At 69.3% G+C, this 12,406-nt stretch carries 17 protein-coding genes; 8 read left to right on the forward strand and 9 right to left on the reverse strand.

The window, feature by feature from the left end:
* The 7 genes from BLT97_RS25695 to BLT97_RS25725 all read right to left on the reverse strand — a co-directional run bounded on the left by BLT97_RS25695 (position 1) and on the right by BLT97_RS25725 (position 4,193).
* Complete coding sequence (locus BLT97_RS25695; RefSeq protein ID WP_093614207.1) at positions 1-552, reverse strand: hypothetical protein; 552 nt, start codon at positions 550-552, stop codon at positions 1-3.
* Complete coding sequence (locus tag BLT97_RS25700) at positions 549-968, reverse strand: RRQRL motif-containing zinc-binding protein (RefSeq protein WP_093614209.1); 420 nt, start codon at positions 966-968, stop codon at positions 549-551. The genes BLT97_RS25695 and BLT97_RS25700 overlap by 4 nt, the downstream gene beginning before the upstream one ends.
* The gene (locus BLT97_RS25705) at positions 965-1,939 is read right to left on the reverse strand and encodes a DUF2637 domain-containing protein (protein ID WP_245769543.1); all 975 of its coding nucleotides are present in this window, start codon (positions 1,937-1,939) and stop codon (positions 965-967) included. The genes BLT97_RS25700 and BLT97_RS25705 overlap by 4 nt, the downstream gene beginning before the upstream one ends.
* On the reverse strand, positions 1,936-2,535 hold the full coding sequence (locus BLT97_RS25710; RefSeq protein WP_093614211.1) for a hypothetical protein: 600 nt from the start codon (positions 2,533-2,535) through the stop codon (positions 1,936-1,938). The genes BLT97_RS25705 and BLT97_RS25710 overlap by 4 nt, the downstream gene beginning before the upstream one ends.
* Entirely contained in the window at positions 2,532-2,843 is a 312-nt protein-coding gene (locus BLT97_RS25715) for a hypothetical protein (protein WP_093614213.1), read from the reverse strand. Before BLT97_RS25715 ends, BLT97_RS25710 begins: the two co-directional genes overlap by 4 nt.
* 119 nt (positions 2,844-2,962) lie before the next feature.
* On the reverse strand, positions 2,963-3,721 hold the full coding sequence (locus BLT97_RS25720) for a DUF4097 family beta strand repeat-containing protein (RefSeq protein ID WP_093614215.1): 759 nt from the start codon (positions 3,719-3,721) through the stop codon (positions 2,963-2,965).
* A gap of 88 nt (positions 3,722-3,809) precedes the next feature.
* Complete coding sequence (locus BLT97_RS25725) at positions 3,810-4,193, reverse strand: RapZ C-terminal domain-containing protein (RefSeq protein WP_093614217.1); 384 nt, start codon at positions 4,191-4,193, stop codon at positions 3,810-3,812.
* Positions 4,194-4,593: 400 nt separating this feature from the next.
* Here BLT97_RS25725 and BLT97_RS25730 point away from each other — a divergent pair, with 400 nt between their 5' ends.
* The 5 genes from BLT97_RS25730 (at position 4,594) to BLT97_RS25745 (ending at position 7,956) form a co-directional block, all read left to right on the forward strand.
* The gene (locus BLT97_RS25730) at positions 4,594-4,977 is read left to right on the forward strand and encodes a GntR family transcriptional regulator (protein ID WP_093614219.1); all 384 of its coding nucleotides are present in this window, start codon (positions 4,594-4,596) and stop codon (positions 4,975-4,977) included.
* A 152-nt stretch (positions 4,978-5,129) separates the two neighbouring features.
* Positions 5,130-5,915: an aminotransferase class IV family protein gene (locus BLT97_RS25735; RefSeq protein WP_093614221.1), complete on the forward strand. Its 786-nt coding sequence runs from the start codon at positions 5,130-5,132 to the stop codon at positions 5,913-5,915.
* 51 nt (positions 5,916-5,966) lie between these two features.
* Positions 5,967-6,905 (forward strand): SUMF1/EgtB/PvdO family nonheme iron enzyme, encoded by a 939-nt coding sequence (locus tag BLT97_RS25740; RefSeq protein ID WP_342742776.1) that lies wholly within the window; start codon positions 5,967-5,969, stop codon positions 6,903-6,905.
* Between the two features lie 62 nt (positions 6,906-6,967).
* On the forward strand, positions 6,968-7,579 hold the full coding sequence (locus BLT97_RS37585; protein WP_143041387.1) for a hypothetical protein: 612 nt from the start codon (positions 6,968-6,970) through the stop codon (positions 7,577-7,579).
* Between the two features lie 17 nt (positions 7,580-7,596).
* On the forward strand, positions 7,597-7,956 hold the full coding sequence (locus BLT97_RS25745; protein WP_093614225.1) for a hypothetical protein: 360 nt from the start codon (positions 7,597-7,599) through the stop codon (positions 7,954-7,956).
* A 247-nt stretch (positions 7,957-8,203) separates the two neighbouring features.
* On the opposite strand, the gene BLT97_RS25750 is transcribed toward BLT97_RS25745, so the two are convergent.
* The gene (locus BLT97_RS25750) at positions 8,204-8,746 is read right to left on the reverse strand and encodes a hypothetical protein (protein ID WP_143041388.1); all 543 of its coding nucleotides are present in this window, start codon (positions 8,744-8,746) and stop codon (positions 8,204-8,206) included.
* Positions 8,747-8,986: 240 nt separating this feature from the next.
* On the opposite strand from BLT97_RS25750, the gene BLT97_RS25755 reads away from it, so the two are divergent.
* Complete coding sequence (locus BLT97_RS25755; protein ID WP_245769544.1) at positions 8,987-9,907, forward strand: oxygenase MpaB family protein; 921 nt, start codon at positions 8,987-8,989, stop codon at positions 9,905-9,907.
* Between the two features lie 94 nt (positions 9,908-10,001).
* Positions 10,002-10,451: a hypothetical protein gene (locus tag BLT97_RS25760; RefSeq protein ID WP_093614231.1), complete on the forward strand. Its 450-nt coding sequence runs from the start codon at positions 10,002-10,004 to the stop codon at positions 10,449-10,451.
* A gap of 25 nt (positions 10,452-10,476) precedes the next feature.
* Here BLT97_RS25760 and BLT97_RS25765 read toward each other — a convergent pair whose 3' ends face one another.
* Positions 10,477-11,241 carry a L,D-transpeptidase family protein gene (locus BLT97_RS25765; RefSeq protein WP_245769545.1) on the reverse strand — a complete coding sequence of 255 codons (765 nt, stop codon included), beginning with the start codon at positions 11,239-11,241 and terminating at the stop codon, positions 10,477-10,479.
* A gap of 208 nt (positions 11,242-11,449) precedes the next feature.
* On the opposite strand from BLT97_RS25765, the gene BLT97_RS25770 reads away from it, so the two are divergent.
* Positions 11,450-12,370 carry a collagen-like domain-containing protein gene (locus tag BLT97_RS25770; protein WP_143041389.1) on the forward strand — a complete coding sequence of 307 codons (921 nt, stop codon included), beginning with the start codon at positions 11,450-11,452 and terminating at the stop codon, positions 12,368-12,370.
* Positions 12,371-12,406 lie beyond the last annotated feature (36 nt).

Raw genomic sequence — 12,406 nt, forward strand, 5'->3', positions numbered from 1 at the left:
TTAGGCGGCGTAGGCGTTGAACTGGCCGGTGAGACGGTGCTCCATGCGGTACGCCTCGTCTTCGTGGGCCTTGAGCTGCTTCTCATAGCGGCGCACGTCGCGGCGGGACAGGGGCTCGATGCCGAAGTTGTTCTTGAGTCCGGCCACGAGCAGGTCGGCGATGCCGGGGCGGGTGAACTGCACCGCGTGCACGAGTTCATGCACGAGCGTCGGGGCGACCTGCTCGCCGTGGTTGACCCTGCGCGCGTTGATCAGGATCAGGACCGCGCCCTTGGGGGCGAGGACGGTCTTGCCGAAGATGCGGCGGTCGTTCCACGAGATCCGGTTCGCGGCCTTCCTTCGGGCCTGCGGTGTGACCTTGCCGCCCACGGTCTGGATCTCGGTGTCCACGGTCAGCTCGGTCATCCCCTGCGGGGTGGTGAGCACGATGTCCACCCGCGGCAGCCTGCCGCGCACGTTCCGCGTGACCAGGTCGGCCGCCGAGGGGGCGACGTGCTGGATCTCGCGCAGGATGTGCCGGTGGCCGAACAGGCGGTGTGCGGTGACCTTCACGACGCGATCTCCTCGTAGTTGGTGGGGTGTTGGGTGGCGCGCTGTTCCTTGGTCTGGTGGCAGTGCAGGCACATGCCGAGCGAGGTCGGCAGGCAGTAGCTGTAGGTGATCCGACAGACCCCGCAGGTGCGGCGGGCGAGCATCGCCAGGGCGAGCGCGCCCCACTTGCGCGAGGTCATCGGCCGCACCGGCAGCGCCTTGTCCAGCCGGTAGAGGTAGGCGATGGCGCAGCCTGACTTGCGGCGCCGCGTACGGCGCATGAGCTGCGCGGCCACCGGCTGGCCACCCGGCCGCAGCCCCTTTTCGCGGAGCTGTCGGCGGGTGGCGTAGCCGTCCGGGGCGTACTTCCACGGGAAGGTCGGTATCCCGTGGCGGGCGCCGGTCGGGTCGAAGCAGTCGGCGTAGGCGGTGCTCATGCCGCCACCGCCTCAGGCTCCGTGCTCACCGAGTGCGGGCGCCGGGCCTTGCGTTCGGCGAGCAGGGCATCCCGCACACGCCGCGCACTCTCCGACGAGCACCGCAGGCCCTTGCGCAGCGCCTCGCCGTTGACGTCCGAGTCGGCCCAATCTGTGGTCAGCTCGCGGGCTTCTACGAGCAGCTCCTCAAGGCTGCGCGTCGGAGGCTTCTTCGACTTGCGCGAGTCCTTCGGCTTGCGGTCCTGCTTGGGCCCGGGCGCCTCGGCCGGCTGCTCCTCAGCGGCAGGCGGAGTCACCACCTCTTCGGCCGCGGGGGCGAGTTCACCGAGCTTGAGCAGCACACGCTCAGTCCGCGGGGTCTGCGAGCGCCACCGGCGCCCGTGGCGCTCGCGGAGCTCCGCCCGTGCCAGCTGGCGTTCCCGCTCGCGGCGCAGTGCCTCGGGGTAGGACGTGATCTCCCACAGGGTCATGCGGCGCCACAGCCCGAACGTAGACAGCGGCGCGAGCAGCCAGCGGGAGAAGCGAACCTTCTCCATACGCCGACCCGTCGCGACCCCGATCCGTACGGCGTAGATGTGAGCGCCGATCTCGGAGAACACCACCCACAGCAGCGGCATGACGCCGTGCGCGAGCTTCGCCACCCAACCGTGGCCCGCCGCGACGTTCAACCAGCACGTCACCGCGGTGAGCACCCAGGGCACGAAGCGCACCCAGCCGAGCGCCATATCCATCCGGATCAGCAGCAGATTGGCCACGGTGAACACCGGGATGGCCAGGTCGATACCGACCGGCAGCATCCACGGAGACTCAAAGCCCCAGCTCGCCGCAGCCTCGGAGACCGAGTCGTACGACGAGAGCAGGCCCAGCGCGCCGACCCCGGCCGCCGCCAGGGCGCCGATGCCAGCCAGGCCCATCTCCGGGCGCGTCAGCGGCGGAACCGCCGCCTGTGTGGTCGAGGATGCGGTGCTCATGCGGCACCCCCCGTCACGGGCCGGTTGGCCAGGCCCGTCATGGCGGCGATCTCGTCGCCCGTCAGCACGGTCGCTTCGTTCATGGCGTGCGCGACGGTGCGGATCTCGCGCCACAGGAAGCCGACCTTGCGGCGGGCCATCCCGCGCACCATCCCCCACGACTTGCCGCCCTCCGGGGCGCGGTCGCGGCCCAGGGCCACGCCGTGGTCGGCGAGGACGTCGATGGCCTGCTCACGGTCGTGGTCAGCAGCGCACGCAGCGGCACGTCCCGGGGTCCACAGCCCGTACACCATCAGGTAGTTGACGTGAGCCAGCTCCCCGGCCGCGCACATCGCGGCGAAGTGCCACGGCACGGCGCCGTTCGGGTCACGGGCGGTGTTGCCGGTGACGGCCCAGCCGCCCGGCTGCGGCTCCCAGGCGATGACCTCGCTGGTGAACACGTGCATGCCGTAGGCGAGGGCGAGCACTGCGTGCCCGGCCTCATGGAACGCCAGGCCCAGCCGAGCCTGCTCGTAGTCGAGCGGCATCGCGAACATCGGACGCGGCTTGCCGGTGTGGTCAAGCAGCCGCTCGGGGGCGGGGGCAGTGGTGGTCATGCTGCGGCTCCCTTCCGCGAGCGGGGCCGGCGTGAGGTGGGCCGCATCAGGGGCACGACGTTGAACAGCTCAGCCGCGCGGGACTCGATGGCCTCCGCGACGATGCGGCACACCTGCTCGGGCAGCTCCGGGTGCTCGGAGTCGGCGAGCATGTCGCGGGCCGCGTCCTCGCGGGCCTGGCGCTCCTGCTCGCTCTCGCCCGGCTTGCCGAACACCGCCTCAAGCCAGAAGGCGCGCTCCTCACCGAGGGCGAGCTCTTCGAAGTCGTCGGCGTTCACGGCCTGGTGGCCGCCGATGTACGTACGCATGGGATTGCTCCTTGTCGAAGGGCGAAAGGTGCCGGCGCGGTCGCGGTTCTTGGCGAGAGGCGACCGCCCTCGGGAAGTGGAAGTGCGGACCGGTCAGCGGTCCGGTGGGGTGGGGAGGTTCAGCGGTTGCGGACGCGGCCGGAGGCGGTGTTCGCGGACACGTTCAGGTGCCGGGCGCCGGAGATCCGCACGTCGCCGGAGACGCTGTTCGCGCTCACGTGCCCGGAAGAGCCGTTCGTGGCCTGGACAGTGATGTCGCCCGAGGTGGTGCCGAGGCTCGCGCCGCGGCCGTCGTACAGGCCGATCTCGATGTCACCGGACACCGACTGGGCAGTGATCTGCTCGGTGACGCGCCCGGCGTAGATGTCGCCGGAGGTGGTGTTGGCCTTGAGCTGGCGGACGCCATCGGCGTTCAGGTCGCCGGAGATGGAGTGGAACTCCATCCGGTCGACGTAGCCGAAGACCTCCGCGTCGGCGGACTGCGCGACGACCGCGAGCGAGGAATGCGGCGGCAGGCTCACCGTGACCTCGATCGGGCTGACGGTCTGCATGTTGCTGTTGCCGCCCGAGATGACCCGGCCGTTGACGATGACCATGTTGGTCACCGAGTTGTTGTGCACGATCCGGCCGCCGCGGCGGCTCTGCACCATCACGTTGCCGGGCATGTCCGGCACCTCAATGCTGAACGCCTGCCCGTTCTGCGAGCTACGGGCTCGGTTCACCGCGTCGGCCGCCGGGCCGCTGGTGTCCTCGGTGCGCAGCACCACGCGGGCCATGGTGAGGCTGTCGAGGACCTGGACGCGGACGCTGCCCACCGGCAGCGCGATGCCCAGGACGATCGGGCCGGAGGTCTCGGAGACGAAAGCACGCTCGGTCATGGCTGAACTCCTGATGTGTGAAGGGGTGTTGAGCCGTGCGAGTGCCGGCGCGGTCGCGGTCCTTGGCGAGAGGCGACCGCACCGGAGGTCAGCGCTGGACGACGGGCTTGTCCAAGTCGCGGTGGTGGACGCTGACGGTGTGGCCAGCCGCGGCGAGCCGTTCGGCCAGCGCGCGAGCGAAGGTCGGGGCGCGGTGACGGCCGCCAGCGCATCCGTCGGCGACGGTGACCGTCCCAGCGCTCGGGCCGGACACGAACGCGGCGACCGCCGTAGCGGTGGCCTCCACCAAGTCCGCGATGCCGGGGGTGTTCAGCACCGCGGTGCGGACCGGCTCGTCGTTCGCGGTCATGTACCGCAGCTCCGGCGACACGTGCGGGTCGCGGAAGTGGTGACGCAGGTCGATGGTCAGGTGAGCCGCGGGCGGCACATCGTGCAAGTAGCCGAAGGAGACGATCTCAACAGCAGCGCTCATGAGGACTCCCAGGAGTCGAAGGCGGGGATGAGGGAAGAGCCCCGGGCCGGATTCGATCCGGCGCCCTCACGGCATGGATGCCGGGGCTGAGTACCAGCGCGGCGGATACCGCGCGGTCCGCCTTTTCGACTCGGGGAGGCGGGGCCCACATATTGAGTTCTCAAGGAACGAGCGCTCCCGCCGGGGCTCGGTAACCCTCCGAAGAGGGATCCGTCCTCGCGGACGGGACCCGGCGACGCGTTCTTGCAGTTCAAGCAGGCAATCCCCTAGGCCCGAAGACCCAGGAAGCAAAGCGACCTAGGTCGCTTGCCGTTGATGAGAAAGCTACCTAGGTCACTTCAGGGCGTCAAGTGGTTCGGCGACCTGTTTTCAAACGACCTAGGTCAAGTACGCTTTCGAGGTGGATTCACAGACGAAGAGGACGCCCAACGCCCGAGAAATCGCGGCCAAGCTCAGAGATGAGATCGCCGCAGGGACCTTCGGCCCCAACGACCGCCTCCCCGGCGGCCGGGCCTATGCCAAGAAGCTCGGCGTAAGCCTGATGACCGTGCAGAGCGCGTACGCCCAGCTTCGGGATGAGGGCCTCGTCGAAGGTCGTACCGGTAGCGGCACCTACGTCCGGGACCCCGCGGCCGGCGAGCAGAGCCCCCGCGAGGCAGCTCAGAACCTGGCCGACCTTCGCGTCGAAGTCGCGCGCGTCTCGGCCGATCTCTCGGACCTCGTCGAACGCGTCAAGCGGCTTGAGGAGACCGTGGGCTCCCTGGCCGGAGAGTCCGGCGCTTAGCTGCTCTCGCGGAGTGCTCGTCTTCATGCTCTAAGCGTGTCCCGGCGAGCACTCCGCGAGTACGTACTCCCGCCGCCGTTGCACCGAACTAATCCGAACTTTCGGCCTGGAAGCGGGTGTTGGGCCAGCTGACGGGCTGTAAGACTGGCTCCATGGCCGAACTCAACGGGAAACCCGTCAGCCTCGAAGACCTCGAACGCCTCGCCCTCACCAACTACGGACACTTCACGTCCATGCGGATGGAGGACGGCACGATCCGTGGCCTGTCGCTCCACATGGACCGCCTCGCCCGTGACTGCCGCATCGTCTTCGGTGTCGAGCTGGACCGCGAGCAGACGTTGAAGTACATCCGCCAGGCAGCAGAAGGGCTGACCGGAGTAGCCGGACTCCGCGTGACTGTCTTCGACCCAGCCATCGACATGGGGCGCCCGAGTGAGGCTCAGGACCCCCACATTCTGGTGAACCTGCGGCCTGGCGGCGAGATGTCCCCGCCGCCGCTCACGGCCAAGACCTTCCCCTTCACGCGCGACAGTGCAGAGGTGAAGCACATCGGGCTGCACCCTCAGCTTCGCCTGCGGCGTGAGGCCCAGCTCGCCGGCTTCGACGACGCCGTGTTCGTCGAACCCGACGGGCGCGTCTCCGAAGGCGGAACGTGGAATCTCGGCTTCATCGACCAGGACGGCACAGTCGTTTGGCCAGAGGCACCTGTGCTTCCGGGGACCGTGATGCTTCTCCTGCGCAGCCTTGACGCCCCGCGGCAGATCACCGCGCCGGTGAGCCTGGCCGACATCCCGAACATGGCGGCAGCGTTCGCCACCAACACGACGATCGGTGTTCGGACCGTCAGCGCCATCGACGACGTTCAGTTCCCCCAGGACCACCCCGTACTCGCCGAACTGCGCACCGCCTACGCCGGCATCCCCGGCGAACGCCTGTAGATGACCGCCGCCGCCCGGGGAGGGCGGCGGCTCTCACCGCAGAGGTAGCCCATGCCACTCGTTACGAAATGGACCGGCCGCGAGGTGAAGGCGTTACGGGAGGCCGTACGCATGAGCCTGATGGACTTTGCCGAGAAGCTCGGTGTGTCCGACCGCATCGTCTCCCGCTGGGAGGCGGACGGGGAATCGGCCTCGCTCCGCATGGTGAACCAAGCAGCCTTGGACACCCTGCTCTCGCAGGCGGACAGGGACTCCCAGGGCCGATTCGTCGGCATCCTGGCGGCAGATGACGTACCCACCCACGCCATCATCGAGCCTGCGGACGGCGAGACAAGCAGCGGCGACTACGTGAAGCACCCGGGCGACGGGAAGCTAATGGCGTTTGTGCCAGAGGGGATCTACCTCGCGGGCGAGAACGACGATCCCGTGTGGGTGGACGCGTTCCACATCGACACGTTTCCGACGACCAATGCCGACTACGCGCGGTTCTGCGCGGCGACGAAACACCGTGTCCCGGAGCACTGGGAGAACGGACGATGTCCGCGCGATCTGTACGACCACCCGGTGGTCCACGTGACGTGGAAAGACGCCCACGCCTACGCGACATGGGCAGGTAAGTCCCTGCCCACAGCCGAGCAGTGGGAGAAGGCCGCTCGCGGCACCACGGGCCGAACGTTCCCGTGGGGTGACCAGAAGACCGCGGCAAAGTGCAACGTCCGTGAGACCGGCGTAGAGGGCACAACGTCCGTCTCCCGCTACCACAGCGGCGTCTCCCCCTACGGCGTGTACGACATGGTGGGCAACGTCTGGGAATGGCTCGCCACCCCAACCACGCCGGGCCGGTACGAGCTTCGCGGGAGCGCCTTCACGAGCCCTCTTTTCCGAGGGGCTCCGGCCATTCCGAATGACGCCGGCGACACGATGCACGACGACGACACCGGGTTCCGATGTGCAGCAACGCCAGAGCAGATGATCCCCCGCCAGAGGTGAGAAGGGAACGGTGCTCCGTACGCTGACCGCCAACCGGCGACCGACCCAAGGAGAGTCTGCTCATGCTCGGCGAGGAACTTCGTACACACGTGCCGGCATCTCCGTCACCGTGGCAGCGCTCCGTGGTCTGGGCAGGGCTACTCCTTCAACACCACGTGGCGTACCTCAGGCAGACTGGCGGACTCGACGAAATCACCGCGGACATGCTCAGCGGCGATCAGGAAGACCTTGTGCTCTTCCTGATCGCAGCCGCACTTCACGAGCGCATGAGCGTGTTGCGTGCTGAGCAGCCTGTAGAAGGGGTCGCATTGACCGCACCACGGTTGCGTGACGGAGTAACCGGAACCCTGGCGTGCTCACCGTATGGCGCCCTTGTCGAAGCTCCCGCAGTCGCTGGGCTCGGTGCCCTTGAGCAAGCCCGGCTTGCGGAAGCAGCCACCTCGAATGACCCCGACGCCCAACTCCTCTGGACCAGAGTCCATCAGGCCGCGTATGCCGTCGTCACAGGTCTCTCCGCGCACGTACCGCCACGCTGGAAAGGACAACGTCCTCCAGGGGCCTGTGAGGGCGCCAACTACTGGGAGCGCGGATTGGTCATGGCCGACGTGCTGCTCTACATCAGCCGCGCCGAAGCTATGGCTCGCTTGGAACGTACGTTGGGCACTGAGGACTGACAGCCGGAGGAAGCACCTTGGGACAGGCAGCGTACGACGTCGCGGTAAAGATCGCGCAGAGCGCTGGTTGGGATGACCTCGCCCCCCAGCCCTTCGGGGAGCATCAGGCCCGCCTGTGGGTGTCCGAAGATGAGTACTGGCTGGGGGTGAGCACTTCGAGCACCGACAGCGTGGTGCATCTCGCAGCTGGCCGAATCAACGCCGACGGCACCGCCGCCGCTCCCGCAGCGGAAACCATCGGTTCGAGCGAAGCCTTCGAGGACCTGATGGCTGGGGTAGCCCATCTCTGGGTCGTGCTGGACAGCCTGACACCCCTTCCGCCCCCGCGGCAGGTGAGCCGCGATGAGCTTGACGCGGCACTCCGCAAACTGCTCTGAGAGGGCCCCTCCTGGGGTCCTGTGGGCCATGTGTGGGCCAAGCAGCATCGCGGCCCGCCCCAATAACCCCGTGACCAGCCCAAACATGGTGTTCGCCGAACGGTCTTGAAAACCGTCGTGGCGCAAGTCACCGTGGGTTCAAATCCCACACCCACCGCCGCAGGTCCCCGAGGACCGTACGAAGGGGGTGTCGCCGGCTCGGCGGCGCCCCTTCTTCGTGTCTGTCCGCGGCACTCCGCGCGGCGGCTCAGCCCACCTGCGCGCACACCGCGAAGGCCACCACCTCGAGCGGCTTGGTGCCCTGGTTCACCAGCGTGACGTGCCATTCATCGCCGACCATCGACGAGGCGGAAATGGTCTGCTCGCCGGGCTCGAACGACTCGCCCCGGTAGTTGAATCCGCCCGAGAGCATGACCTCGTCCGGCCCGCAGGAGGCCACGTCGGTGCCCTCGGTCCCGGGCGCGACGGACGTCCCCGGCCCGAGGACCTTCCTGATGTTCCGCAGTCCGGGGCCGGTCTCACCCCGCGGCCCCTCAGGCCCGGGGTCGCCCTGGAACAGCTTCTTGTACTTCGCCGGCTTCCTGGCCAGCAGGGCGTCCAGGTAGCGCTCGAAGTTCTGCTCCAGGCACTCCTCACAGTCCATGCCGCCGGGTCCCGGGCCGAGGGACGGGGCTTCGGCCCGACCGGCAGTTGCGGGCACGAAAGGGGCTGCGAAGGCCTGGGGGTGGAGGAACGCCCCGGTCAGCAGCACCGCTGCGGCGCTCGCGCCGACGAATGTCCTGATCTGCATTCCCCGAGCATGGCGCGCCGCCCGGCGCGGGCCGGGCGCCACTCCGTTAGCACGCCCGGAATAGCGCGTTCAACCGACAACCGTATGACGGCTTGTCGGACAGCATGGTCCATGCCGGTCGACAACGGGCGCTCTCCGCACGAAAGTTGGACCGGATCAGCCGGCGCGGCTCCGTGCGCCCGCCGCGCCGTACGGCCCCGGCTCGCCCGAGGACCGCCGACCCGACCGTGGAGGGACATCGTGACGACGTCGAAGCGCTACGAGCGGCTCGCGCAGATCCGGCGGCTGCATCCGGAGCGTGACGCGCACGAAATCTACCGGCTCATGGTCGCATACGAGTTTCCCTGGGATGTGACCCGTGCGCTCGAACTCGCCCTCTACCGCACGTATGCCGTGCCGAGCATCGGCCGACTCCTCGCCGAGACGGCAGAGTTGACCGCGCGTTCGCAGAAGCGGTACGACGACACCGCGCTGCTGCTCGACGCCGTGGTGGAGTTCGGGTTCGGGTCCGGCGAGGGGCGGGCGGCCATCCGGCGGATCAACCGGATGCACCGCAGCTACGCCATCTCGAACGACGACATGCGGTACGTCCTGTCGACCTTCGTCGTGATGCCCAAGCGCTGGATCGACGCCTACGGCTGGCGCCGGCTCTCGCGGCACGAGACGGTCGCCACGGTCACGTACTACCGCACCCTCGGGCGGCACATGGGCATCCAGGACATCCCCGGGAGCTACGAGGAGTTCGAGGAGTTCCTGGACGCGTACGAGGCCGAGCACTTCGCCTGGGACGCGCGCTCGCGTGAGGTCTCGGACGCCACGATCGCGCTCATGGCCTCCTGGTATCCGCGGCCGCTCGCCGGGCTGCTGCGCACGGGCGTGCTCGCGCTCCTGGACGACCACTTGCTGCGCGCCTTCCGCTACGAGGCGCCGCCCGCCCGCACGCGGTCCCTGGTCCGTGGTGCGGTGCGGCTGCGCGGGCGGGCGGTACGGCTGCTGCCGCCGCGCGGGGCGGCCCACTTCGCGCGCCAGAACCGCGAGATCAAGGGCTACCCCGGCTATCCCGAGGGCTACCGCATCGAGGACCTCGGCACGCGCCCGCAGCCGGGGATGAAGGGCTGCCCGGTGGAACTCGGTCACCTCAGCAGGACATCGACCGAGTGACCGTGGCCGGGCACGGAGTGGCGCGCGTGAAATGGCGGGGCGAGGGGAGCAAGGTCGGGGCGTGAACCCGCCCATTCCCCTCAAAGGACCTCTCATGCACCAGACTTCGGCTCGCGTCGCGCTCGTGAGCGCCGGGCTTCTGCTCTCCGTCGTCCCGGCCGGTGCCGCCTCGGCCGGCACGATGGACGGCCCGGCGGGCTGCCCGGCCGGCGACAGCGGCCAGGCCCCCACGCTGACCGTGCACACGGCCACCCGGTCCGTGACCGCGCAGGAGGAGTTCCGGGTGCGCGGGCAGGCCGAGTCCTTCCCCGCGGGCACCGAAGTGACCCTGCAGCAGCGGCAGAAGAAGGGCTGGGTCAGCCTGCCGGCGAAGGTGCACACCCGGTCCGACGGCACGTACAGCATGCGCGTGAAGCTCGGCATGAAGGGCCACAACGACCTGCGCGTCATCGCCTGCGCGGCGCCGGAGTCGGACGCCTACACGCTGCGCAACTCGGCCCCGGTCTGCGCCACTTCGGACCCGGTCCAGGTCATCGTGCGCTGACGGTCAGCAGGACGGACCGTCGGGGTCAGGCGGGCTTGCGGCCGAAGACGTACACGCGTGTGCCCTTGCCCGCCTTGCGCCACAGCGCCGCCGCGTCGCCCGGGCGCATGTTGACGCAGCCGTGCGAGCCGGGCGGCGCGTAGATCGAGCCGTAGTGTCCGTGGAAGGCCTGGCCCCCGGAGAAGAACTGCGACCACGGCATGGGCGCGTTGTCGTACAGCGTCGACCAGTGGAAGCGGACCCGTGCGTACACCCGGAACCATCCGGTACGCGTACGGTACTTGGGCGCCCCGGACCGCATCGGCCGTGCCTTGAACGTCACCTTGCCGCCCTTCTGCACCCACACCAGCTGCCGCGTCAGGTCCACGCAGATCAGGCTGTACGGGGTGCGCGGACAGCGGCGCCCGCGGTTGGGATGTGCACGCTCGTCGAGGAGCCGGGCGGTCCCCCAGGTCACCCGCCCCGCGTAGCCCACCGCGTGCCGGATCCCGTACCGCTGCTGGAAGCGCTGGATGGCCTTGCAGTCCGCGGGCGACTGCTTCCCGTCGACCCGCAGCCTGAGATAGCGCTCCAACTGCCGCTGGTGCGGGCCTGCTTGGGCGGTGCAGAACGGCGGCCGCTTCTTCTTCTCGTACGGCGGCCACTGCTCCTGTTCCGGCACCTTCATCCGCGGCTTCGGCGGCTTCGGCGCCGCGGCAGCGTCGGCGGCGGGTGCCTGACCGGTGAGCGGCAGGAGCGTGGCGAGCAGCACGATCAGGGTGACGGCGATGCGGCGCGGGCTCAGCCGCATGGGGACCCCCAGTCCTCGAGGAGAGACGCCCCGCCGTGGGGATCACGTGCGGGCAGGCAGCAGAATCACCCCGAGTGGCTGGAAACCGCCGTACATCCGACAGTGTCGCCGAACCGGAAATCCGTTCATCGGCTGATCGAGTTGAGTTGAGCGCGTCGGCGTAGCGGTATGCCGTTGCGAGGGCGCCACGGGTCCGATGCTGGGCCGCATGAAGATCAGAAACTTCACCACGGCCGGCGTCACGGGGCTCGTCCTCGCCGGCGCCGCACTCGCCCCCGTCCCCGCGTTCGCCGCCGCTTCGGCACCCTCGGACACCCAGGTCCAGGAGATGGGCCCCGGCCCCGGCATGGACTGCGAGGAGTGCCTGGAGAACAACCTCGAGCGCTACCTCGACGCCCTCCTGAAGAAGGAGAAGGCCAAGTACAGCAAGCTGTTCAAGGGCGAGAAGGGTGACCCCGGCACGCCGGGTGGCCCGGCCGGTCCCGCAGGTCCGGCCGGCCCGGCCGGTCCCGCCGGCCTGCAGGGTCCCGCCGGCAAGAACGGGCTGTCCGCGTCCGAGGAGTGGTTGAAGGACAACCCCACCAAGTCCCGCGCCGACTACACCGCCTCCCTGAAAGGCCCCAAGGGCGACAAGGGTGACAAGGGTGACACCGGAGCCAGGGGTGCCACCGGCGCCACCGGCCCGGCAGGGGCCAAGGGCGACAAAGGCGACCCCGGGGCGCCCGGCGTGAAGGGCGACAAGGGCGACAAGGGCGACACCGGCGCCACCGGCTCGGCAGGGGCCAAGGGCGACAAGGGAGACCCCGGGACGCCCGGCGTGAAGGGCGACAAGGGTGACAAGGGTGACAAGGGCGACACCGGGCCCGCGCTGACGCCGACCATGCGCACCGTCACGGGCTCCCCTGTCAGCGTCCCGGCGGGCCGCACGGTCCAGGTGTCCACGCCCACCTGCGCCGCAGGCGAGTTCGCCGTCAACAGCGGCTTCGGCGTGGGCGCCCCGTCCGAAGGCCGCCTGTCGGTGGGCCGGGCGGCCGTCCAGGCCAACGGATCCACGACCTACGGCCTCAAGAACACCTCGTCCACGGCCGAGACCGTCGCTCCCCAGACCGTCTGCATGAAGTTCAGCTGACGCTCACACCCTGAGGCGCGGCCCCACGGCGAAGGG

Source organism: Streptomyces indicus (genome assembly GCF_900100315.1).
Lineage (GTDB): Bacteria > Actinomycetota > Actinomycetes > Streptomycetales > Streptomycetaceae > Streptomyces > Streptomyces indicus.

Bases quoted from the DNA above. Each gene is read 5' to 3' on its own strand.
- BLT97_RS25740 (WP_342742776.1), top strand. From the start codon at position 5,967: ATGCCACTCGTTACGAAATGGACCGGCCGCGAGGTGAAGGCGTTACGG.
- BLT97_RS25715 (WP_093614213.1), bottom strand. From the start codon at position 2,843: ATGCGTACGTACATCGGCGGCCACCAGGCCGTGAACGCCGACGACTTC.
- BLT97_RS25735 (WP_093614221.1), top strand. From the start codon at position 5,130: ATGGCCGAACTCAACGGGAAACCCGTCAGCCTCGAAGACCTCGAACGC.
- BLT97_RS25725 (WP_093614217.1), bottom strand. From the start codon at position 4,193: ATGAGCGCTGCTGTTGAGATCGTCTCCTTCGGCTACTTGCACGATGTG.
- BLT97_RS25760 (WP_093614231.1), top strand. From the start codon at position 10,002: ATGCACCAGACTTCGGCTCGCGTCGCGCTCGTGAGCGCCGGGCTTCTG.
- BLT97_RS25710 (WP_093614211.1), bottom strand. From the start codon at position 2,535: ATGACCACCACTGCCCCCGCCCCCGAGCGGCTGCTTGACCACACCGGC.
- BLT97_RS25750 (WP_143041388.1), bottom strand. From the start codon at position 8,746: ATGCAGATCAGGACATTCGTCGGCGCGAGCGCCGCAGCGGTGCTGCTG.
- BLT97_RS25720 (WP_093614215.1), bottom strand. From the start codon at position 3,721: ATGACCGAGCGTGCTTTCGTCTCCGAGACCTCCGGCCCGATCGTCCTG.
- BLT97_RS37585 (WP_143041387.1), top strand. From the start codon at position 6,968: ATGCTCGGCGAGGAACTTCGTACACACGTGCCGGCATCTCCGTCACCG.
- BLT97_RS25705 (WP_245769543.1), bottom strand. From the start codon at position 1,939: ATGAGCACCGCATCCTCGACCACACAGGCGGCGGTTCCGCCGCTGACG.
- BLT97_RS25765 (WP_245769545.1), bottom strand. From the start codon at position 11,241: ATGCGGCTGAGCCCGCGCCGCATCGCCGTCACCCTGATCGTGCTGCTC.
- BLT97_RS25700 (WP_093614209.1), bottom strand. From the start codon at position 968: ATGAGCACCGCCTACGCCGACTGCTTCGACCCGACCGGCGCCCGCCAC.
- BLT97_RS25770 (WP_143041389.1), top strand. From the start codon at position 11,450: ATGAAGATCAGAAACTTCACCACGGCCGGCGTCACGGGGCTCGTCCTC.